Source organism: Micromonospora sp. NPDC051196 (assembly GCF_040682415.1).
In the GTDB taxonomy this organism is placed as follows: domain Bacteria; phylum Actinomycetota; class Actinomycetes; order Mycobacteriales; family Micromonosporaceae; genus Micromonospora.
In genome coordinates this window covers 61793-83796 of record NZ_JBFBAY010000016.1, presented here as the reverse complement: position 1 = coordinate 83796, position 22004 = coordinate 61793, and the positions used below count along the sequence as shown (strand labels likewise).

16 protein-coding genes are annotated in these 22004 nt (G+C 70.0%); 11 read left to right on the top strand and 5 right to left on the bottom strand.

The window, feature by feature from the left end:
* Window positions 1–387: 387 nt before the first annotated feature.
* Both AB0M35_RS24855 and AB0M35_RS24850 read right to left on the bottom strand, forming a co-directional pair.
* The gene (locus AB0M35_RS24855) at window positions 388–3129 is read right to left on the bottom strand and encodes a beta-L-arabinofuranosidase domain-containing protein (protein ID WP_363748241.1); all 2742 of its coding nucleotides are present in this window, start codon (window positions 3127–3129) and stop codon (window positions 388–390) included.
* A gap of 91 nt (window positions 3130–3220) precedes the next feature.
* Window positions 3221–4612 (bottom strand): glycoside hydrolase family 43 protein, encoded by a 1392-nt coding sequence (locus AB0M35_RS24850; RefSeq protein ID WP_363748240.1) that lies wholly within the window; start codon window positions 4610–4612, stop codon window positions 3221–3223.
* A 512-nt stretch (window positions 4613–5124) separates the two neighbouring features.
* Between AB0M35_RS24850 and AB0M35_RS24845 the strand changes: the two genes are divergently transcribed.
* From AB0M35_RS24845 to AB0M35_RS24820, 6 genes are all read left to right on the top strand, one after another.
* On the top strand, window positions 5125–6204 hold the full coding sequence (locus AB0M35_RS24845) for a glycosyltransferase family 39 protein (RefSeq protein WP_363748239.1): 1080 nt from the start codon (window positions 5125–5127) through the stop codon (window positions 6202–6204).
* Between the two features lie 184 nt (window positions 6205–6388).
* A complete protein-coding gene (locus AB0M35_RS24840) occupies window positions 6389–8314 on the top strand; it encodes a glycosyltransferase family 2 protein (protein ID WP_363748238.1) in 1926 nt (641 codons plus the stop codon).
* The gene (locus AB0M35_RS24835) at window positions 8302–9432 is read left to right on the top strand and encodes a glycosyl hydrolase (protein WP_363748236.1); all 1131 of its coding nucleotides are present in this window, start codon (window positions 8302–8304) and stop codon (window positions 9430–9432) included. Before AB0M35_RS24840 ends, AB0M35_RS24835 begins: the two co-directional genes overlap by 13 nt.
* Before the next feature lie 133 nt (window positions 9433–9565).
* Complete coding sequence (locus AB0M35_RS24830) at window positions 9566–10825, top strand: MFS transporter (RefSeq protein ID WP_363748234.1); 1260 nt, start codon at window positions 9566–9568, stop codon at window positions 10823–10825.
* Between the two features lie 116 nt (window positions 10826–10941).
* Complete coding sequence (locus AB0M35_RS24825; protein ID WP_363748232.1) at window positions 10942–11838, top strand: bifunctional helix-turn-helix transcriptional regulator/GNAT family N-acetyltransferase; 897 nt, start codon at window positions 10942–10944, stop codon at window positions 11836–11838.
* A complete protein-coding gene (locus AB0M35_RS24820) occupies window positions 11835–13463 on the top strand; it encodes an isovaleryl-CoA dehydrogenase (protein WP_363748231.1) in 1629 nt (542 codons plus the stop codon). Before AB0M35_RS24825 ends, AB0M35_RS24820 begins: the two co-directional genes overlap by 4 nt.
* Before the next feature lie 173 nt (window positions 13464–13636).
* On the opposite strand, the gene AB0M35_RS24815 is transcribed toward AB0M35_RS24820, so the two are convergent.
* The gene (locus AB0M35_RS24815; protein ID WP_363748229.1) at window positions 13637–13894 is read right to left on the bottom strand and encodes a flavin reductase; all 258 of its coding nucleotides are present in this window, start codon (window positions 13892–13894) and stop codon (window positions 13637–13639) included.
* Window positions 13891–14244, bottom strand: a complete 354-nt coding sequence (locus AB0M35_RS24810) for a hypothetical protein (protein WP_363748227.1) — start codon at window positions 14242–14244, stop codon at window positions 13891–13893. The genes AB0M35_RS24815 and AB0M35_RS24810 overlap by 4 nt, the downstream gene beginning before the upstream one ends.
* 202 nt (window positions 14245–14446) lie before the next feature.
* Here AB0M35_RS24810 and AB0M35_RS24805 point away from each other — a divergent pair, with 202 nt between their 5' ends.
* The 4 genes from AB0M35_RS24805 (at window position 14447) to AB0M35_RS24790 (ending at window position 18845) form a co-directional block, all read left to right on the top strand.
* On the top strand, window positions 14447–15217 hold the full coding sequence (locus AB0M35_RS24805) for a DUF5753 domain-containing protein (RefSeq protein WP_363748225.1): 771 nt from the start codon (window positions 14447–14449) through the stop codon (window positions 15215–15217).
* Window positions 15208–15399, top strand: a complete 192-nt coding sequence (locus tag AB0M35_RS24800; RefSeq protein ID WP_363748224.1) for a DUF397 domain-containing protein — start codon at window positions 15208–15210, stop codon at window positions 15397–15399. Before AB0M35_RS24805 ends, AB0M35_RS24800 begins: the two co-directional genes overlap by 10 nt.
* A gap of 383 nt (window positions 15400–15782) precedes the next feature.
* Complete coding sequence (locus tag AB0M35_RS24795; protein ID WP_363748261.1) at window positions 15783–17789, top strand: cellulose binding domain-containing protein; 2007 nt, start codon at window positions 15783–15785, stop codon at window positions 17787–17789.
* Between the two features lie 123 nt (window positions 17790–17912).
* Window positions 17913–18845 (top strand): oxidoreductase, encoded by a 933-nt coding sequence (locus AB0M35_RS24790; RefSeq protein ID WP_363748222.1) that lies wholly within the window; start codon window positions 17913–17915, stop codon window positions 18843–18845.
* Between the two features lie 108 nt (window positions 18846–18953).
* On the opposite strand, the gene AB0M35_RS24785 is transcribed toward AB0M35_RS24790, so the two are convergent.
* Window positions 18954–20324 (bottom strand): PHB depolymerase family esterase, encoded by a 1371-nt coding sequence (locus AB0M35_RS24785; RefSeq protein WP_363748220.1) that lies wholly within the window; start codon window positions 20322–20324, stop codon window positions 18954–18956.
* Window positions 20325–20720: 396 nt separating this feature from the next.
* On the opposite strand from AB0M35_RS24785, the gene AB0M35_RS24780 reads away from it, so the two are divergent.
* Window positions 20721–21986, top strand: a complete 1266-nt coding sequence (locus AB0M35_RS24780; RefSeq protein ID WP_363748219.1) for an MFS transporter — start codon at window positions 20721–20723, stop codon at window positions 21984–21986.
* Window positions 21987–22004 lie beyond the last annotated feature (18 nt).

Sequence of the window (22004 nt, the reverse complement as noted above, 5' to 3'; positions counted from 1 at the left end):
TGCCCGGCGTCGGTGCGGGCACGCCGGTGCCGGGGGTGCGGTGTGGTGTGTGGTGGATGCTTCGAGCCGCTCGTGGCAGCCGGCTGCCACAAGTTGACCCAGTGCTGCCTGCCGTCGGGGCGGTGGCCGTCACCGACGTGGTGGCGTGCGGCGCCTCGCGGGGTTTGCCGACCCGGACAGGTCACCGGTCGGCGGTGGCGGGATCGGTTGACGTCCCGCGCCGGCCGAACGGACGGCGACCTCGAAAAGGAGTGTGCCCTTACTCCTGGCCAGAAATTAGCATGTTATCGATAACATTCTCAAGAGACGTCGATGAATTCGATGCCTCGGAACGCCCGGACGGACGTGCGGCCCGAGCCGAGGCCCGGGCCGCACGTCCGTCGACGATCAGATGAAGCGCCAGCGATGGTCACTGGCACCGTTGTCGTCCCAGATGACGATCTGGGTGCCCTGGCTCGACGAGGCGTTCAGCACGCCGAGGACCCGCCCACCGTTCGCGGACTGGATCCGGAAGTAGCCGCCTGCGCCGTAGCGCAGCCGCCACCGGTGTGCCGTCGAGCCGTTGTCGGCCCACTGCACCACCCGGGCGCCGTTGGCGCTGCCGCCGTTCTCCACCCCCAGCACCTTGCCGCTGTGCGAGTTGCGTAGCCGCAGGTAACCGCCGCTGTCCACGATCGCGGTCCAGAGATGGTCGGCGGTGCCGGTGTCACCCCACTGGATCACCAGGCCACCGTCGGCGGTGGACATGTTCTGCACGCCGAGCACCAGGCCGGTGGCCAGGTTCTGGATCCGGCGGGCCCCGTTGGGGACGAACCGCCACTGGTTGTCCGGCGTACCGTTGTCCGGGTCCTGCACCACTCGGGCGCCCTGCGCGGTGGAGCCGCCCAGGACCGCCAGCAGCTTGCCGCTGTTGCCGTTGCGGATCTTGTGTGAGCCGTCGCCGGCGTCGACGATGGTCCAGCGGTGGTCGGCCGTGCCGGTGTCCGACCATTGCAGGACCTGCGCGTTGTCGGCGGTGGACATGTTCTGTACGCCGAGCACCTTGCCGCTGTTGGCGTTGCGGAACCGGATCACACTGCCGTCGACCACCAACTGCCAGTCGTGGTCGGCGGTGCCGTTGTCGGCCCACTGCAACGCCGGTGCGCCGTCGGCGGTGGACATGTTCTCGATTCCCAGCACCAGTCCGCTGGCGGCGTTGACCAGCCGGAACGTGGCCCCCGCCGGGTTGGGGGAGCCGCCACTGCTCCAGTAGACGGTGTAGTTGTGCCCGTGCGCGTCGTAGAACGGCAGCAGGTTGACCTGCGCGCCGTTGGCGGTGGCGGTGAAGGTCAGCGCCGTGGTGCTGGTGCGGGTGACCGAGGCGGTGGCCATCGCGGGCAGCGCCGACAGCGCGGTGTTGCCGTAGTTGCCGGAGAGCACCGCCGGGCCGTAGGCGAGCGCCACGACGCTCGGGTTGTCGTTCGTCGGCTCCACGACGACCCGCATCGGCAGCCGTACGGTCACCGTGTCGCCGGAGGTCCACGAGCGGGTCAGGGTGGCGTACGTGCCGGGCGTGGTGGCGATGTTCTGCACCGTGCCGTTGACGCTGACCGTGGCGCCCTGCGTCCAGGCCGGGATGCGGATGCGCATCGTCCATGACCCGCCGACGTTGCCGGTGACGGTCAGCGTACTGGTGTCGCTGGCCGGGTAGCTGGTCGACTGGGTGACCGTGATGCCGCGCTGCGACCAGTCGAGCACCGACGGCATGAACAGGTTCACCGTCAGCGTGCTGCCGTTGTGGAAGTAGATCGAGTCCATCAGGGTGGTGTTGTTCTCCAGGCCGGTGCCCTGGCAGCACCAGAAGGAGTTGTAGTCCGTACTCCAGGTGCCGCCGCCCCAGGCCGGTCCGACGCCGCGCCGGCCGCCCGGTTGCAGCGGAGTGAAGTAGGTGATGTGGCCGTGGTTGTCGGCCGGGTTCTGCGCGCCGACAAGATGGTTGAGCAGGGCGCGCTCGTAGAAGTCGAAGTACGCGACCCGGTTCGGGTCGAGCAGCCACAGCTCCCGGGTCAGCTTGAGCATGTTGTACGTGTTGCAGTGCTCGCAGGTGTCGTTACGCAGGTACCCGGAGATGGCGTTCGGGGCGCGGAAGTGCTCGGCCTGGCTGTTGCCGCCGATGGCGTAGGTGCGGGTGTTGACGGTCAGATTCCAGGCGTTGCTGGCGATGTCGCGGTAGCGGGTGGTGCCGGTGGCCTTGAACTCGCGCGCCGCGCCGATCCACTTCGGGATCTGGGTGTTGGCGTGCAGGCCGTTGAGTTGATCCTGGTTGGCCGCGAGCGGGTTGAACACGGCGGCATGGTCGAAGCGTTGCGCGACGGTCAGCCAACGGGCGTCGCCGGTCTGCTGGTACAGGTCGGTCAGCACCGCGTTCATGCCGCCGAACTCGGTGCCCAGCATGGCCTGCATCTGCGCCGAGCTGAGCCGGCCGGTACGCCAGTCGACCCAACCGGCCAACGCCAGCAGCACGTCCCGGGCCTGCGTGTTGCCGATGTGCCGCCACACGTCGAGCAGCCCGACCAGCGTCTTGTGGATGGTGTAGTACGGCACGTTGCCGTTGTTGAGGGTGCGGGCCTCCACGGCGGTGAAGTCGGACTCCGGGTAACCGCAGAGATACCCGGTGTTGAATCCGGCGGCGGGATTGTTGGCCTGGCACTTCGCCAGCTCGGCCACCATGTGGTTGGCCTTGTCCCGGCAGGTGGTGTCACCGAGCACGGCCCACATGTGCGACCAGGCGGTCAGGAAGTGCCCCTGGGAGTGGGTGCGGAACGGGAAGCTGGGCGCCTCCCAGCCGCCGAGGGCGGCGGCGCCACCGGTGGACAGGCGGTGGTTGGTGCGGAAGTTGTAGAGCAGCCGGTTCACGTCGACGAAGCGCAGGTAGTTCAGGGTGCGGTTCTGGTTGTCCAGCCAGCGGCTGGCGGTCAGCCGGACCTGGCCCATGTCGAAGGCGTACGCCGAGACGCCGAGGTCGGGCCGGGCCGGTGGAATGGCTGCGCTGGCGGTGCCGCCACGCAGGGCGGGGCCGACCGCGGTGGCGAGGGCGGCCGCACCGGCGGCCTGGAGCACATGTCGACGGTTGAGGGACGGGTAAGGCATCACGGCCTCCCAGGTCGCGGGTGAGGGGGTGGCGGTACGTACGTGGCCGGGGTGGGCCGGGGACGCGGCGTCACCCCGGGCCGGTGGACCGTTACGAGGTGACCCGGAAGGTGGCGTCCTGCCGGTCGTTGGCGCTGGAGGAGGAGCTGAGCGGGTCGATGCGCAGCACGTAGCCGGCGTGCCGCAGGTAGTAGGTGGGGAAGTTGTACGAGCGGAACGACGACCAGGAACTGTCAGCCAGCCCGGCGGTGCGGTAGAAGGTGGCGTCGGCGCGGAAGGTCGCGCTGTTGTCGTTGGCGGCCAGCCGCGCCACGTAGCCGCTGTGCCGCAGGAAGCTGCCGGGCACGTTCACCGACTCGAACGAGACCCCGGCCGGGTCGGCGAGGCCGGGCACCATCCGCCACATCTGGTCGCGGTGCGGGTCGAAGGGGTACGGGTCGATGCGGATCGCGCCGTTGAGATGCCGGACGAAGTAGTCGGGGAAGTTGGACGACTTGAGCCGGACCCAGTTCGGCAGACCCCAGCGGGTGACCACCGCGTTGTACTCGGCCTCGGTGATCCCGACGATCGACCCGTGCTTGGAGTTCAGCGGTGGGGTGTAGTCGCGCTGATTCGCCACCGCCCACGAGTTGCCGCCGACGTTGCTTGTCGACCAGAGATACATGTCGTTGTTGATCGGACCGAACGAGTCGCCCCACAGCCACCACCCGGTGCCGTCGTTGCGTGGAACCAGGTGTGCGCCCTCGATGGCGGTGCCCTGCCGCAGGCCGCTGGTGTAGGTGGTGAAGCTGTTCGGCGCGCCGGTGCTGGATCGGGCACCGTAGATGTTCCCGTTGGCGAGGTTCTTGTAGAACATGTACGTCACGCCGCCGCTGACCCGGATGTCGGCGTCGAGCACCGGGAAGCCGGGACTGAAGTAGGTCTGCGGGGCGCTGACGGTGCGGAAGTCGCTGGTGTAGTTGACCAGGAACAGGTCCGTGGTGGTGTTGGCCGAGTAGACGATGCCGTACTGGCCACGGGCGGCGTCCCAGAACACTGTCGGCGCCCAGGTGTGCACATTGCTGTAGGTGTGCATCTGGACCCGGCGGTATCCGGTGAAGCTGGTCAGGTCCGTCGAGTCGTAGACGTGTAGGTACTGGCTGTTGCGGCCGAAGTTGAGCCCGTACAGGTCGGTGGCGATGACCACGAACGTGCCGTCCTGCTTGCGGAAGATGTACGGGTCCCGCAGGCCCAGGTCACCGGCAGTCGGGGTGACCACCGGGTTGTTCTGGTTCAGCGGCGACCAGTTCAGACCGTCCCGGCTGACCGCGAGATGCAGGCCGTAGTTGGCCGCCGACTGGTTCGGCGACTCGGTGAAGTAGGTGTTCAGGTACGCGGTGTAGGTGGCCGCCGAGGCGGGTCGTGGACTGATCGCCAGGCCGGTCGCGGTGAGTCCGGCGCTGGCTATCGCGCCCAGGGTGAATGCTCGTCGACTCAAAGCCATGGGGTGGACCTTTCTGGTGGTGGGACGGGGATGTGACGCCGGCTGGGCGGGCCGTGAGCCCCGGGGGACGAAGCCCAGGGAACGGCCGGCGGGCAGGAGGTGTCGCTGCGGTAGGTGGTGGGCACGGCGGAGCGTCGGAGACGGCGGCACCGCAGGCGACCCACGACCGTCCGGCCGGGTATTATGCGGCCGTGGCGGCGGGGTGCCCTCGCCCGTCTCCACGGATCGAGTTCCGAACTTTATGCGCCGGCATCGATGTTATCGCTAACATAATGGTTCCGGTAACGGGTGCGCAAGCCTCGGGTTTCCGGCCGACCGCAGGGTCGAAATCTTCCCGCAACACGCCTGTCGGTCACGTCGAGCGGCGGGCATCGTACGGCGGTCCGCTCAGATGACCCTAGTTGTTTGTCGCTTTGAAGCTATGACGTACCGGTTTGGCGGCTTTTGTAGGCATAAAGCCCTCGGTGGTGAGATCCGCTCAATACGCTCCTGGATCTACGGAACCCACGGAGATGCGTGAGGGACAGATGAAGGACGCCGACACCATCGTCCTGCCCCGACTCGGGTTGCCGGAGGCCGCCGAGGACCCATGGGGGGAGGGTCGCGGCGAGGCACCGGGCGAGCCGGTGAACGGTACCCGCCGAATGCGGCTGGCCGCTTGGCTGGTGCCGGCACTGCTGATGGGCGCACTCGGCGCCGTACGGGCCGACACACCCGGGCCGCGGCTGGCGGAACTCGCGACCTGGGCCGGGGCCACGTCGTCCTGGCGGGACACCTGGTCGATGCTCCGCTCGGGCGACAGCATGCTCTACCACCTGCTGGTGCGGGCCTGGGCGGAGTACTTCGGCACCTCGGAGCTGGCGCTGCGAGGGCTCTCCGTCCTCGCCATGGTCACAGCGGCAGCGCTCGTCGGAGCCCTGGCCGCCCGGATGTTCGCACCGGGCACCGGTGTCCTGGCCGGCGTCATCTTCGCCCTGCTGCCGACGTCCGCGCGGTACGCGCAGGAGGCTCAGCCGTACGCGCTCACCCTGCTCGCCGCAGTCCTCGCCACATGGCTGCTCCAGGCGGCCGTGGATCGGCCGAGACTCTGGCGCTTCGCGCTCTACGCCGCCGTGGTGGGCCTGATGGGTCTGTGTCAGGTGACCGCGCTCCTGCTCCTCGTCGGACACGGCTGGACCGTGCTCGCCTTCAGGCGCGAGGTGGCGCTGCGATGGCTGGCCGCTGCGGTGGTGAGCGCGCTACCCGCGGTCGGCCTGCTCTGGCCCGCCACGCGGCAGGGAGTACGGGTCGCGCAAACGTCGAGCCCGAGTCTGACCGAACTGGCCGCGACGCCGGGAGAACTGTTCGGCGTCACCGCGCTGGGTGCGGCGCTGCTGGTGCTGGTGCTGTTCAGCCTTCCGCTGCGCTACCCCGCCGCCGTGTTCACCGCCTGGGCGGCCGTGCCGCCGCTGGCCCTGCTGCTCGCTGCGCAGGCAACGCCGATCTGGCGGCCGGAGTTCATTCTCTTCACGCTTCCGGCCTGGGCGACGCTCGGCGCGGCCGCGCTCGCGCGATGCGCGTCCGCCGGTCGGCGGGTGTACTGGCGGCGATAGCCGGGCACCGGTCCGCGACTCGGGACTCACGCCGGCCCTGCTGGTAGATGAAAGAGCAGATATGTAGCCCTTTGGGGCTGAACGAAGCTATCTGAGAAGTTTGCCGGTATCTGTCCATACGATCAGCATGGCCGTGTTCATGAAGGCCAGGGAACTCCGACCCTTGGGGGGCAACGTGGGCGTCGTGACCGATACACGCCTGTCTCAGGACGTGGCGGAGAGGCCGCCCGGAGGCGGGCCCGTAGAGAGCACCGCGGTCCGGCCGTCACCCGCCCGAGGCCCCGATCGTCGTCAACTCAACATCAGTGCTCGTATCGCGTACGCGAGTTGCGGGGCGAGCGCCGGAACTCTCGTCGCGCCACGACATCCGCAGGCGGCGGTCGAGTTCCGATCCGTCCTGTCACCCGCGGCGCGGCTCGTACTGACCCTGCTGGTCCTCGTCAACAGTGCGGCCGGACTGCTGCTCGTCGGTTGGCTGCTGCTTCCCCAGCACGTACCCGGCTCCGGCGGAATCGGGCTCGGCGACTGGCAGACCGCTGTGGCCCGGCTCGGCTTCTGCGTGATCGTCGGCGTCGAACTGATCCGCCTCGCGCAGAACATGGTCGTCTGGGTGTTCGCGTACCACGCCAAGGACCCGATCCCGGTCGATCCTCCGGTTGGCCTGCGGGTGGCGCTGCTCACCACGATCGTGCCGAGCAAGGAGCCGATCGACGTCGTCGAGCGGACCCTGCGGCGCCTGCGGCAGATCGTCTACTGCGGGCAGGTCGACGTCTGGATCCTCGACGAGGGCGACGATCCGGCGGTGAAGGAGATGGCCGCGCGGCTCGGCGTACGCCACTTCAGCCGCAAGGGACGACCGGAGTACAACCAACCCGACGGTGAGTTCCGCACCAGGACGAAGTCCGGCAACCACAACGCCTGGCGGGCCGAGCACGAGCACCACTACGACGTGGTCGCCAACGTCGATCCGGACCACGTGCCGCTGGCCAATTTCCTGGAGCGCACGCTCGGCTACTTCCGCGACCCGGACGTCGCCTTCGTGGTGACGCCACAGGTCTACGGCAACATGCACCAGAACATGGTCGCCCACGGCGCGTCGGTCCAGCAGTACCTCTACAACGGACTGATCGCCCGCGGTGGCAACGGACTGGACGCCCCACTGCTCACCGGCACCGGCCACCTGTACCGGCCGTCCGCCTGGCGCAGCATCGGCGGCTACCAGGATTCGATCATCGAGGATCACCTGACCAGCATCCGGATCCACGCTGCGGTGAACCCGCAGACCGGCAACCAGTGGAAGGGCGTCTACACCCCCGACGTGGTGGCCATCGGGGAAGGCCCGACATCGTGGGCGGACTACTTCAACCAGCAGAAGCGGTGGGCGGCGGGGATCTGCGAGATCCTGGTCCGCCCCGAGTTGCGGGCGCCGCGCGAACTGCGGTCCCGACGGCGCTGGCACTACCGGCTGCTCCAGTTCTACTACCCGAGCGTCGCGGTCAGTCTGTTGCTGGGCAATTTCGCCACCGCCGCGTACCTGCTCACCGGGGTGAGCGCGGCCCGGGTCGACATCGCCGTGTGGTCGGTGCTGTGGGGCGCCACCATCTGCACCTGGTTCGTGCTCTGGCTCTGGCTGCGTCGATTCAACATCGCGCCGCACGAGCGGGAGGAGATCGGCCTGGTCGGCATGGCGTTGGCGCTGTTCGCCGGCCCGATCTACGTGGCGGCTGCCGCCGGTGCGCTACTGCGCCGCAAGCTCGGATTCGTGGTGACCGCCAAGGGCAGGCTGCGCACCACCGAATCGCTCGGCACGTTCCGGCTGCACCTGGGCTGGGCGGCCTTCGCCGCCGGCCTGCTCGCCGTGAGCTTCGTGCTGGAACACGGCCGCACACCGCTGCGGGTATGGCCGGTCCTGACCCTCCTGACCGGCCTCGGCCCACCGCTGATCGCGTGCGGGTCGGCTCTTCTGGCCCGGCGCTCGCACGCACCAACTCTGGGTGGTCCCCGCGCCGACGTCCGCGCCGGTACGACCGGGCGTCATGCCGTCCGTGGCCGCCGGGCCCGGGCGACGGCACCGGTGGTCGCTTCCCGGGAGGTGTCATGGCACGGCTGACGTTGCCGCGGGTCACCATGTCGCTGGTCGGCGCGCTGCTGCTGGCGTACGCCTTCGCCATCGCACCGGGTGCCGGGCCCAGGGGACGGGAACCCGCCCCGTCGGACCAGGCGGCGGTACGCGAACCGAGCCCCTCGCCATCCCCGTCGGAGGTCTTCCCGCCGACGGAGAAGGTGTTCATCGGCATCGCGACCAAGGAGGGACCGCACGACTTCACGCCCGTGGACACCTTCACCGCGACGGCGAAGCACCATCCGCAGGTCATGCTCTTCGGTTCCGGCTGGGCGACCGACACCTTCGACCGGGCGCTGTTCGACGCGGTCCGCGACCGGGGCATGCTGCCGATGCTGGCCTGGGAACCGTGGGACTACCGGGTGGACGAGGAGGCCCGCAAGAAGGGGGCCTCCCGCGGCACGATCGACCGGCTCCGCTCCCGTCAGCCCGACTACCGGTTGTCCCACATCACGCGCGGCGACTTCGACGACTACCTGCGCTCCTGGGCCGAGGGGATCAAGGCACTCGACTACCCGGTGGCCATCCGGTTCGCCCACGAGATGAACGGCAACTGGTACCCGTGGTGCGAGACCGCCAACGGCAATCAGCCGGGCGACTACGTCAAGGCCTGGCGCCACCTGCACGATCTGTTCAAGGCTGCCGGCGCGACCAACGTGATCTGGGTGTGGAGCCCGAACGCCAGGTGGGACGGCTCGACGCCGAAGCTTTCCGAGCTCTACCCGGGAGACGACTACGTCGACTGGATCGGCATCTCGGGCTACTACGGCATGGGCGCCTTCTCGAAGTACCGCTCCTTCGACGCGATCTTCAAGGAGACCATCGGGGAGATCCGTGCCTTCAGCGCCAAACCGCTGGTCATCACCGAGACCGCGGCCTCCGACATCGCCGGCCGCAAAGCAGAGTGGATCACCGAGACGTTCCGGTCGCTACCCGAGCACGAGGGCATCATCGGGCTCATCTGGTTCGAGGTGAACAAGGAACGGGACTGGCGGATCGTCAGCTCCCCGGCCGTCTCGGCGGCCTTCGCCCAGGCCGTGTCCGATCCGCGCTACCGCTTCACCTGGTCGCCCGAGATGCTCCCGCGCACCGCGCCGGTCGACTGACGGTCGCCCGTCGGGGTCGCTCCCGTGCCGGCTTGACCCTCGACCGGGTCGAGGCCGGACAGTGCCGGACGCGACACAGTGACCGGCCAGACCCTCGACACCGGTCGGCGCGATTCGGTGATCGGGAGGATCCGTGGCGGCGACATCCACCGGTAGGGCGCCATCGAGCGGCAGCGCGACGGCGGTGCCGGGCACGTACTGGGCGTGGCTGGGCGGGACGACGCTGTCCCTGATCGGCGTTCAAGCCATGGCGTTCGCGATGGCCTGGGTGGCGGCCGGAGAAGGTGGCGGCTTCGCCGCGCTGGTGCTCACCGCCGTCAACCTGCCCCGGGCCCTGCTCCTGCTGGTCGGCGGCGCGGTGGCCGACCGGCTGGGCGCCTGGACCGTCATGGTGGTCTCGGACGCGGCGATGGTCGTCGTCACCGTGGCGCTGGCCGCCGCCGTGTGGTCGGCGGCGGATCCGTGGCTGCCACTGCTGCTGGCCGCCCTGGCCATCGGGGTCGTGGACGCCTTCTATCTGCCCAGCACGGGCTCGATGCCCCGGCGACTGGTGCCGCCGGCCGGGCTGGCGCGGGCGATGTCGGCCCGGCAGTTGGCCGGTCAACTCGCCCTGTTCGTCGGGCCGGCGGCGGGCAGCCTGCTGCTGGCCGCCCTCGGGCTGGCCGCAGTGGCGCTGGCCAACGCCTCCAGTTTCGCCCTGATGCTGGCGGTCCTGGTGGTGCTCCGAGCGGCCATGGACGGACGGCCGAGCGGATCGCCGGAACCGCCGACCGGGCAGCCGCCGTCGCAACCACTGTGGCGGGCCGCGGTCGACGGCCTGCGGATCGCCGCCTCGCATGCCGTACTGCGGCCCGCACTGCTGCTGGTCGGGGTGGCCGCAGGCTTCCTGCTGCCGGTGTCCAGCCTGCTCGTACCGTTGCTCGGGCGGGAGCGCACCTGGTCGTCGCCGGCCACCGGTGCGATCGTCGCGGCGTTGGCGCTCGGCACCGCGACCGTCGCGATCCTCGTGCTGGTGCGTGGCGCCCTGCCCGACCCCGGTCGTGCCAGCGGTGCCGCGCTGCTGGTTGCCGCCGTCGGCGTGGTCACTTTGGCGGCGGCCGGTTCGTTGCCGGTCTCGGTCGTCGCCGGGATGGTGATCGGTGTCGGATCGGGTGGCTTCGCCACCCACATCGGCCCGATGATCCTGGCCGTCGCCCCGGACACACACGTGTCCCGGGTGCAGTCGGTGCTGGTGCTCGTGCAGAGCCTGCCATTGCTGCTCACCGTCAACGTCCTCGGCTCCCTCGCCGAGGTCGTGCCGGTGGCGGCGCTGCTGTACGGCTGCGCCGGTGTGCTGGCCGTGGCGGCGGTGACGGCACTGACCTCGCCCTCCCTGCGCGGTTGTCGGTGCTGACCGACGTGGACCGGTGGTGACTGGCGTCGGACTTTCGGCTGCCCGATGGGGTGCTCCGGTGTCGAGTGCGGACCAGCCCTACCGATGGGCAGAATAGTTGACTAAAGTCAGTCATCATGGAGCGTGAACTGGTGGATGTGGTGCGGGGCTTCAACCGCACGGTGACCCAGCGCGTCGGAGCGCTGGACGACAAGTTCCTGGCCCGCGACCGGCCGCTGGCCCAGTCGCGGCTGCTCTGGGAGATCGGCCCGGCCGGGGCCGAGGTGGCGGCGCTGCGTAACCGGCTGGATCTCGACGCGGGCTACCTCAGCCGGCTGCTGCGCACCCTGGAGGGCGCGGGACTGGTGACGGTGACACCGGCCGAGGGCGACGGACGGGTACGCATGGCCCGGCTAACCGAAGCCGGCCGCGCCGAGTGGGCGCTGCTCGATCGCAGATCCGACGAACTGGCCTGGTCGATGCTCGCGCCGCTGACCACCGGCCAGCGTGACCGGCTCACCACCGCGATGAACGAGGTGCAACGGCTGCTGATGGCCTCGATGGTCACCGTCGAGGCCTGCCCGCCCGCCGACCCGCGTGCCCGTGCCTGCCTGCGGGCGTACGCGGGGGAGTTGGCGCAACGTTTCGAGGCCGGGTTCACCCTCGCCACCGACGACGACCACCAGTTCGTCCCACCTGCCGGGGTGTTCCTGGTCGCCACCCTCGCCTCGGAGGCGGTGGGCTGCGGGTCGGTACGGTTCGACGCCGACGGGACCGCCGAGATCAAGCGCCTGTGGGTGTCCGGGTCGGTACGCGGGCTCGGCGTCGGCCGGCGGCTGCTCACCGAGTTGGAACGGCACGCCGCAGCGGCCGGTGCGCACTGCGTACGCCTGGACAGCAACCGCGCCCTCACCGAGGCGATCCGGCTCTACCGCAGCGCCGGATACGAGGAGATCCCGCGATACAACACGAACCCGTACCCTGATCACTGGTTTGCCAAGCAACTGCACCGCGAGCCGGGGGTGTCGCCGTGACCACACACGAGGTGTCCAATCAGGTTCCCCCGCTGGTCGGCTACGACGCCGCCGAGGACCCGGCGCTGCTGGACGGCCTCATCCGCGAAGGCGCCGGCTGGGCCGCCGGCGAGGTTCGCGAACTCGGCCGGCTCGGCGGCAGTGAACCGGCCATCGAGCACGGCCGGTTGGCCAACGAGCACCCGCCGGTGCTGCGCACCCACGATCGTTACGGCCACCGCATCGACGAGGTGGAGTTCCATCCGTCCTGGCACGAGTTGATGCGTACCGCCGTCGAGCATGGCCTGCACGCGGCGCCCTGGGCAGACGACCGGGTCGGCGCGCACGTCGCGCGGGCCGCGAAGTTCTACACCTGGCGTCCCGACGCCGGGCACGGCTGCCCGATCTCGATGACCTACGCGGTGGTGCCCGCGCTGCGACACGCTCCGGACCTGGCCGCCGACTTCGAACCGCTGCTGACCGCCGGGGCGTACGACTTCGGGCTGCGTCCGCCGCTGGCCAAGCGAGGGCTGCTGGCGGGGATGTCGATGACGGAGAAGCAGGGCGGCTCGGACGTACGCGCCAACACCACCGTCGCCCAGCCGCAGCCCGACGGCAGCTACCGGTTGGTCGGGCACAAGTGGTTCACCTCGGCGCCGATGTGCGACTTGTTCCTCACCCTCGCCCAGGCGCCCGGCGGGCTCACCTGCTTCCTGGTGCCACGGGTGCTGCCCGACGGCACCCGTAACCCGATGCGGCTGATGCGCCTGAAAGACAAGCTCGGCAACCGTTCCAACGCCTCCGCCGAGGTCGAGTACGAAGACGCGACGGCCTGGCGAGTCGGCGACGAGGGTCGAGGCGTACGCACCATCATCGACATGGTCAACCTCACCCGCCTCGACTGTGTGATCGGTGCGGCGGCCGGCATGCGCCAGGGCGTGATCACCGCCGTGCACCACGCCACGTACCGGCGTGCCTTCGGCCGGGCCCTGGTCGACCAGCCACTGATGCGTAACGTCCTGGCCGACCTGGCGGTGGAGTCCGAGGCCGCCACTCTGCTGATGATGCGGCTGGCCGGGGCCACCGACCGGGCGGCCCGGGGTGATGCCACCGAGGCGGCGTTCAAGCGGATCGCGTTGGCCGTCGGCAAGTACTGGGTCTGCAAGCGGTGGCCGGGGCATGCCGCCGAGGCCCTGGAGTGCCTGGGCGGCAACGGTTACGTCGAGGAGTCCGGCATGCCCAGACTGTTCCGCGAGTCGCCGCTGAACTCCATCTGGGAGGGTTCGGGCAACGTGGCCGCGCTTGACGTACTGCGGGCACTCGCCGCCCAGCCCGAGGTGCTGGCGGCCTTCCGCGCCGAGTTGGACGCCGCCGCCGGGGCCGATGCGCGCCTGGACGCGGCCGTACGCCAGGTCGAGGCGGCCCTCGCCGATCCGGCCGACCGTGAGGTACGCGCCCGGCGGCTGGTCGAGCAGTTGGCCCTGGTGTTGCAGGGCGCGTTGCTGGTGCGCCACGGTCACCCGGTGATCGCCGACGCCTTCTGTGCCTCCCGGCTCGCCGGAGACCACGGCCACGCCTACGGCACCCTGCCCGCCACCGTCGACTTCGCCGCCATCCTCGACCGTGCCACCCTGAAACTGAGCTGACCCGCTGGCGCGATCAGGCTGCGCCAGGCGCCAGGCGCCAGGCGCCAGGCAGCGGGCAGCGGGCAGCGGCCGTCAGACGGTGGGCGGCGGGCATGATCGACTCGGTTCGGCACCGGCTCTGGGTGCAGTTGTTGTCGCCAGGGCAGCAACAACTGCACCCAGAGCCGAGGTGACTACCCCGACCGCACAGGAACCCAGTCGGTGAACTGCCGGTGCAGGTCCGGCGGTGGGGCGCTGGGGTTCAGTTCGGCGAGTTGGGCGGTGGCCTCCTCACGGAGCATCACCAGGTAGACCATCAGCCCGGGTGTGTTGCCCCGGTACTCGGCGAGCAGGCGTACCTTCGCCGCACTGCACGGCCACGCGATCCCGCACGCCCGACAGCGCCACGTCGGGCGCGAGGCGACGTGATCCCGGGCGTGTGGCGGGCTCACCGACCGACCTTTGCGCGGTGACGCTCGGCGTACGGGACCGGTCGGATCTGCACCGGCCGCATGCCGTCCGGGCGGACGAAGAGTTGCCGCTTCTGCGTCGCGTCGCCGTGGCGGTCGAGCACGTAACAATCCACCCAGGCCCAACCGTCGTACGGCTGCCGTTCGACCAACTCGCGGATGACGCGGACCACGATCGGCTGGCTGAACTGCGGTGACGCCGCCCGGGTCAGCAGGTACGCGCCGGGGACGACCCGTGGCGTGCCGTCCGGTCGCGTACCCGTCGGGCTCGCGGCTCGCCTCGGGGCGGTCCCGCCGGATGCGGCGGCGCTCGCTGGTTTCTGCGCGGGCATGGGCGGCCCCTCCGTCGGTGCGCGTCGTGGAAGGGGGCCGACCCTCGAAGGTGTACGGACGGGTCGGCCCCCGGCAGTGCCCACGGGGGCTACTGGTCCAGCCCGTGAACACCGCCTACCGCCACCTTGCCGTCAGTGTGGAGACAGTGACACCGCGTAGAGATATGGTGTCGAGGAATCCCTTGTGTCGAGAGGTGTCGCAATGAATGACGCACTACGAGTGGCGCTTCAACGGGCCGGCCACACAACGGAATCCCTTGCCGGCCAGATCGGTGTGGACCCCAAGACAACAGACCGCTGGCTTCGCGAGGGACGCATTCCGCACCCGGCACACCGCAGCGCGGCAGCAGCCGCACTCGGACAGAATGTGTCGGACATATGGCCAGACACAAATCGACGGCATCGGGATCTCGTGTGGTTCCGTCCGTGGGAGGCAATCGAACGCGAGGCGCGCTCGCTGCGCTCATATCAGCCGCTGGTCCTGCCGGGACTGTTGCAGACAGAGAGATATGCGCGGGCGCTGTTCGGGTCGGCCGGACAGTACACACCGGATGACATCGAGCGGCTGGTGGCGGCGCGGATGTCACGTCAATCGGTGCTCTCCGGTGATGGTCCCCCATGGTTGACCGCGGTCATCGACGAGGGGGCGCTGCGGCGCAGCGTGGGTGGGCCCGAGGTGATGCGGCAGCAGGTGGAATCGCTGGCCGCGACGGCAGATTTGCCGCACGTTCGTGTGCACGTGGTGCCGCTGTCTGCGGGGGCATACGCTGGTCTGTCCGGGCCGTTCGTGATCGCCAGTAGCGCCGACAACCGCACCGCCGGCTACCTGGACACGCAGCTGCACGGCAAGGTGGTGTCTGATCCGGCAGAGCTGGTTGCCCTTATGGCAGCGTGGGAGAATGTGCGAGGTGAGGCCCTGTCCCACCGGCAGTCAATCGAGCTCCTGAGGGAAGTGGCAGAGACATGGACCTGATCGGTGCCACCTGGCGCAAGAGCAGCCGCAGCAGTGCGAACGGCGGTGACTGCGTCGAGGTCGCGGACAATCTCTCCGGGGTCGTTCTCGTTCGGGACTCCAAGGACCGTGACGGCGGGATGCTGGCCTTCGGGCCGACGGCCTGGAAGGCGTTCGTCGCCCAGGTGGCCGAGCGAGCCTGACCCGGATGCGCGAAAGCGCCCGTTCCCAAGTCGGGACGGGCGCTTTTCTCATCCGCCTCGCATCGGCCTTGTGGGCACGAGGCGTTGAGTGATCGCCGTACGCTGTGCAATTCTGATCTGTCGATGTGTTGTCGCGCGAGTGACCGTCGCCCGATGGGCAGCCGGGGCCCGTCCGGGCCTGCGGCGGGTGACGGCAGGTGAGCTGGTCGTTCTTTCTTCTCCGCTGCCGGTCGAGGGCTGTCGGCCGGGCGGATCTCGCTCGTGATCGAAAAAGGACAACCATGAGAATTCCGAACAGGCACGGTGTTCGATCCTCTGCCCGACTGTGGCGACTGCCCCGGCGTGGTGCGCTGCTCGTGGCGGGCCTGCTGCTCGCCACCGGCATGGTGACCGGGGTGAACGCCCCGAGCGCCGACGCGGCGACGGCACCGGTGACGGTGACCGTGAATGCGCGGGCCGGGCTGGCCAAGATGTCCGACACCGCACTCGGCGTCAACCACGCCATCTGGGACCAGTATCTGGCCGCCCCCGAGACGTCGGACCTGCTGCGTGCTGCCGGCGTACAGATGTTGCGCTACCCCGGCGGCTCGTACGCCGACATCTACCACTGGCGCGACCACACCGCGCCCGGCGGCTACGTCGCTCCCGGCACCGACTTCGACACCTTCATGGGTGCGGCGCGGCGGGTCGGCGCCGAGCCGATGATCATCGCGAACTACGGCACCGGCACCCCGCAGGAGGCGGCCGACTGGGTGCGGTACGCCAACGTGACCAAGGGCTACGGCGCGCGGTACTGGACCGTCGGCAACGAGAACTACGGCAACGGTCACTACGGGTCCGCCTGGGAGGCCGACCACCACCCCGACAAGAGCGCCACCTACTACGCGAACCTGGTGGTCGACTACGCCGAGGCGATGAAGGCCGTCGACCCGACCATCAAGGTCGGCGCGGTGCTGACCATGCCGGCCAACTGGCCCGACGGCCTGACCGCCGGCAACGACCCGGGCCCCTGGAACCAGACCGTACTGTCCATCGCCGGGCCGTCGATCGACTTCGTGGACGTGCACTGGTATCCGGGCGGTAGCGCCACCGAGTCGCTGCCCCGGACCAGTCACATCACCGACGCGGTGCACCTGCTGCGGCAGCAGATCACCCGGTACGCCGGCCCGGACGCCGCCCGCATCGGGATCAGCCTCACCGAGGTCAACGTCACCTCCGAGGGCATGACCAGCCAGCCGGCCGCCCTGTTCCTGGCCGACGCCTACAGTGGGCTGCTGGCCAACGGGGTCTTCACCGTGCACTGGTGGAACGTGCACAACGGCATCGGCCGGGTGAGCACCGTGGCGGGGCAGACTGATTACGGCGACTTCGGGCTGCTCTCCAGCGGCACCTGCACCGCAGACGGCTCGGTCTGCGAACCCCCGGTGAACACGCCGTTCGCCGCGTACCACGGGTTGTCCATGATGAGCTTGTTCGCCCGCAGCGGCGACCAGTTCATCCGCGCCGGCTCCGACCAGCCGCTGGTCAGTGCGCACGCGGTGCGGCGGGCCAACGGGGAGGTGGCGGTCCTGCTGATCAACAAGGACCCGGACAACGCCCACCCGGTCACCATCGACTACGCCGGCTTCACCCCGGCGGCCGGGGCGCCGACCGTCCACACCCACACCAACGGCGCCACCTCCGTCACCACCGACCGCAACGGCGACGCGACCAGCCGTACGCTGCCGCCGTACTCGTTGACCACCCTGGTGGTGCGTCCGGCGGCTGCGGCGACCGGCGCACCCGGCGCTCCCGGTCAACCCACCGCGACCGGCGTCACCGACCGGGACGTGACGATCAACTGGCCGGCGGCCACCGCCGGGGCCAGCCCGATCGCCAAGTACGAGGTCCACCGGCAGAACGGCACGGTCAGTGAGCAGCTCGGCGAGACGTCGGGGACCACGTTGACCGTCGGCAACCTCGTCCCGGGCCGCAGGTACACGGTCAACGTGCTGACCCGCGACACCGCCGGGCGGGTCTCCTGGGCCTCGCCGCCGCTGACCTTCACCACCGGCAGCCCGACAGACAGCAGTTGCACCGTCCGCTTCACCAGCACCACGGACTGGGGCAACGGCTACGTGGCAAACGTCGACATCGTCAACGACTCCGCGCACGCCGTCGACGGCTGGACCCTGACCTGGACCTGGCCCACGTCCTGGCAGCAGGTGGGCAGCGGGTGGAGCGCGAACTGGGAACAGGTCGGCAGCACCGTACGGGTGACCAACACCGACGACAACCGCCGGATCCCCGCCGGTGGCTCCACCACTGTCGGCTTCGTCGGCGAGTACAGCGGCCCGAACGTCGTACCGACGGCGTTCCGGCTCAACGGCACCCTCTGCACCATCGGCTGACCCCGTGCGGTCCGCCGGCGGGGCCATCCCGCCGGCGGACCACACCGGTCGCCTTGACGAGCCGATCGCGCCCGGCCAACCTGGTCGCGCCGGCCGGGCCCCGCGCGGACCGAGGAGCGACAGATGCCCCACTGGACGTACGACGACATTCCCGACCAGCGGGGGCGCACGGTGATCGTCACCGGGGCCAACAGCGGGCTCGGCCTGGAGACGGCGCGAGCGTTGGCCGGCAAGGGTGCGCGGGTGGTGCTCGCCTGCCGGGACAGCGGCAAGGGTGAGGCTGCGGCCGAGGTGATCCGCGCCCGGCACCCGCACGGCGAGGTGCACTGCCGTCCACTTGATCTGGCCGACCTCGACTCGGTGACCGCCTTCGCCACCGCCTACCGAGCCGAGCACGACCGGCTCGACCTGCTGGTCAACAACGCCGGGGTGATGTATCCGCCGTTGCGGCGTACCCGGCAGGGCTTCGAGCTTCAGCTCGGCACCAACTACCTCGGCCATTTCGCGCTCACCGGCCGGCTGCTGCCGCTGCTGCTCGCCACCGAGCGGGCCCGGATCGTCAACGTGGCCAGCAACGCGCACCGCACCGGGCGGATCGACCTCGACGACCTGAACTGGCAGCGACGACGCTACGCCCGGTTCGCCGCCTATGGGCAGAGCAAGCTGGCGATGCTGCTGTTCACCCTGGAACTGCATCGGCGGCTGACCGGGGCCGGATCGTCGTTGCGGGTCACCGCCGCCCATCCTGGGTGGACGTACACCGGGCCGAGCCAGGGTCGCGACCGTCTCGTCACGATCGTCAACGGCATCGGCCGGTACCTCGCGATGCCGCTGGCCGAGGGGGCGCTGCCGATCCTGCGCGCCGCCACCGACCCGGCCGCCGACGGCGGCAGCTACTGGGGCCCGGCGTACCGGGCGGAGAACTTCGGCCCGCCGGTGCCCGCGAGCCGCAGCGCCCGGGCCCTCGACGTCGGGGTGGCACAGCAGCTGTGGGCGCAGAGCGAACGCCTGACCGGGGTACCGATCGACCTGCCGCCGGTCGACGCGACATGCTGAACGGTACGCCCGCCCTGTGCTGGGTCGTCGGGGAGGCGCGTGCCCGCGTGAACCGGTCGCGCCGGTGCCCCGGCCGATGACGGCCGGGGCACCGATCTGGTCGAGGGGTCAGCTGCAGGCTGCCCCGTTCAGGGTGAAGCGGTCAGGCGGGGTGCTGGTGCCGTTGTGGGTGGCCTGGAAACCGAAGGTGACGCTCTGGTTGGCCCCGATGGTGGCGTTGTAACCGACGTTGCGGGCGGTCACCTGGTTGCCGGTCTGCGTGATCGTGGCGTTCCAGGCGTTGGTCACCTGCTGGCTGTTGGCCCAGGTCCACTGCACCGTCCAGCCGTTGACCGCGACCGGGCTGGTGTTGGTGACGGTGAGGTTGGCGACCAGGCCGTTGTTCCAGGTGTCGGCCGTCCACTGCACCCGGCAGGAGGTGGCGCCCGGCGGCGGGGTCGTCGGCGGCGGAGTGGTGGGCGGCGGCGTGGTCGGCGGCGGGGTGGTGGGCGGCGGGGTCGTCGGCGGCGGGGTGGTGGGCGGCGGGGTGCTGCTGGTCAGGCCGAAGAAGTCGATGGCGGCCCGGGCCATGCCGGTCGACGGCAGACTGTGCCCGGCACCCTGGATGGCGTACGCCTCCACCCGCACCGTGCCGGTGGAGTCGGCGAACTGACGCCGGTTCCAGTTCGCCTGTGGGGTGTCCGTGCGGGTCGGGGTCTGGCTCAGCCCGGCCACGTTGGTCCACTGCTCGACCGACTCCTGAAGGAGCTGGAAGGGGATCAGGTTGTCGTTGGTGCCGTGCCACAGCTGCACCCGGGGGCGAGGACCGGTGTAGCCGGGGTAGGCCTGCCGGACCGCGTCACCCCACTGCTGCGGGGTCCGGTCCATCCGACCGTTGACGCACTGGCTGTTGGTGGGCGGGAAGTCCGCGGCGTTGGCGAAGCAGTTGAAGGGCACGCCCATGAACGCCGCGCCGGCCTTGTAGACGTCCGGGTAGAGCGCCATCAGGGCCTGGGTCATCATGCCGCCCGACGAGCTGCCGGTGGCGTACACCCGCTGGGGGTCGCCGCCGTACTGGCGCTGGGCGTAGCTGACCATCGACATGATCGACACGGGGTCACTGCCACCGTTGCGCACCTTCGAGGCGGCGGACCACACGTCGAAGCAGTTGCCGAAGCCGGCCTGCTGGGTGGCGGTGGGGTAGATGACCACGAAGCCGTACTGGTCGGCGAGCCGGCCGAACTCGCTGCCGGAGTAGAACCCGGGGCCGTTGCCGCCACAGCCGTGCATGGCCACCACGACGGCGGGATTCGCCGGCCGGACGTCCGGTACGTAGATGTGCATTCGCATGTTGCCCGGGTTGGTGCCGAAGTTGGTCACCTCGACCAGGGACGCGGCGGAGGCCGGTGACGGGGCGAAAAGCACGCCCGTCACGGCGAGAAGGAGTGCGGCAGCCAGGGATCCCAGCGCCGCTACGGTTCGGTTCACGTCCACCTCCATGGACTACGACAGCGCCGCCGGACCGGGCCACGGCAGGAAGGCGTGGACCGAGGACGAGGACCGGCGTCGCGATGCGGGAGGTGCTGCCCTACGGAGCATGGTGTCCGTCCACCTCGCCGTGCCAACGGTGCAATTCGTGCCAATCCGCAGCTTCGCGTGTAGCCAAAGTATGGGCGTGCACCATGGGTCGGAGCAAGATGCTTGTGAATATCGATAATTTCGGTCATCCATGATCGCGGTTCTCCACGGTCGGTTTCCGGCCGGTCGACCGCCGCGTACCGGCGGCCTCGGGTGGGGACCGAGAAGGGGCGCGGGGTCTGCGATGATCTGCCGGTGACGGGGGTGGATGAGTCAGTAGCGACCACGCAACCGGCCGGCTCAGAGTCGACAGGCGCGGTGCCGGCCGGTCTCGAGCCGACCGCTGCGGAGTCGACGGGCACGGGCTCGGGCGGTCTGGGTGGCCGGTACTGGCGGTTGTGGTCGGCGTCGGCGGTGTCCAACCTCGCCGACGGGATCGTCAAGATCGCCCTGCCGCTGACCGCCGTCAGCTACACGACCTCGCCGGTGCTCGTCGCCGGGGTGGCCGCCGCGTTCAGCCTGCCGTGGCTGCTGTTCGCCTTGCCGGCCGGCGCGCTCGTCGACCGGCTCGACCGGCGACAGGTGATGCTGGCCGCCAACAGCCTCCGGGCCTCCCTGCTCGGCGCGCTGGCATTGGCCGTGGCCCTCGACGCCGGCTCGATCTGGTTGCTCTACCTGGTGGCCTTCGGCGCGGGCACCGCCGAGACCCTGTACGACACCTCGGCCCAGTCGATCCTGCCGCAACTCGTCCCGCGCGCGATGCTGCCCCGCGCCAACGGACGGCTGTACGCCGTCGAACTGGCCGCCAACCAGTTCGTCGGCCCGCCGCTGGCCGGCTTCCTCGTCGCCGGCGGAGTCGCGTACGCGATGCTCGGGCCGGCCGGGCTCTGGGCGGCCGCGGTGGTGGCCCTGCTGCTGGTCGGCGGCCGGTTCCGGGTGGCGCGGCAGGGCACCAGCACACTGCGCGCCGACATCGCCGAAGGCGTACGGTTCCTCTGGCGACACCGACTGCTGCGGACCCTGGCACTGATGGTCGGGGTCAGCAACCTCACCACCACGGCCACCTTCGCGGTGCTGGTGCTGTACGCGGTCGGGCCGAACTCGGCCATCGGGCTCAGCGAGCCGGGCTACGGCCTCCTGCTGACCACCCTGGCGGCGGGCATCGTGCTCGGGTCGCTCGTCGCCGCGAGGATCGAGCGGCTGCTCGGTCGGGCCCGCGCGCTCGGCGTCGCGATGGTCGCGATCGCGGTCGTCGTGGGCGCTCCGGCGGTGAGCACCAACCCGTTCATCCTCGGCGGAATCTTCTTCGTCGGCGGGATCCTGCTCACCTCCTGGAGCGTCATCACGGTTTCGCTGCGCCAGCAGATCACCCCGGACCGCCTGCTCGGGCGGGTCAACAGCGGATACCGGCTGCTGGCCTTCGGGAGCATGCCGCTGGGGGCGTTGGTCGGTGGCGGGCTCGCCGAGGTGTTCGGCCTCCAAGCGGTCTTCGTCATCATGGGCGTGCTGGCCCTGATCCTGCTGGTCGGCATGTTCTGGGTCACCGACGCCGCCATCGAGGCCGCCGAACGCACCGCCACCTGAGTTTCCGGTCGGGGCTTG

Excerpts from the sequence above, each read along its gene's own strand:
- AB0M35_RS24795 (WP_363748261.1), top strand. The coding sequence starts at position 15,783 with ATGGTGACCGGGGTGAACGCCCCGAGCGCCGACGCGGCGACGGCACCG.
- AB0M35_RS24845 (WP_363748239.1), top strand. The coding sequence starts at position 5,125 with ATGCGTGAGGGACAGATGAAGGACGCCGACACCATCGTCCTGCCCCGA.
- AB0M35_RS24805 (WP_363748225.1), top strand. The coding sequence starts at position 14,447 with ATGAATGACGCACTACGAGTGGCGCTTCAACGGGCCGGCCACACAACG.
- AB0M35_RS24790 (WP_363748222.1), top strand. The coding sequence starts at position 17,913 with ATGCCCCACTGGACGTACGACGACATTCCCGACCAGCGGGGGCGCACG.
- AB0M35_RS24800 (WP_363748224.1), top strand. The coding sequence starts at position 15,208 with ATGGACCTGATCGGTGCCACCTGGCGCAAGAGCAGCCGCAGCAGTGCG.
- AB0M35_RS24835 (WP_363748236.1), top strand. The coding sequence starts at position 8,302 with ATGGCACGGCTGACGTTGCCGCGGGTCACCATGTCGCTGGTCGGCGCG.
- AB0M35_RS24785 (WP_363748220.1), bottom strand. The coding sequence starts at position 20,324 with ATGGAGGTGGACGTGAACCGAACCGTAGCGGCGCTGGGATCCCTGGCT.
- AB0M35_RS24850 (WP_363748240.1), bottom strand. The coding sequence starts at position 4,612 with ATGGCTTTGAGTCGACGAGCATTCACCCTGGGCGCGATAGCCAGCGCC.
- AB0M35_RS24855 (WP_363748241.1), bottom strand. The coding sequence starts at position 3,129 with ATGCCTTACCCGTCCCTCAACCGTCGACATGTGCTCCAGGCCGCCGGT.
- AB0M35_RS24825 (WP_363748232.1), top strand. The coding sequence starts at position 10,942 with ATGGAGCGTGAACTGGTGGATGTGGTGCGGGGCTTCAACCGCACGGTG.
- AB0M35_RS24810 (WP_363748227.1), bottom strand. The coding sequence starts at position 14,244 with ATGCCCGCGCAGAAACCAGCGAGCGCCGCCGCATCCGGCGGGACCGCC.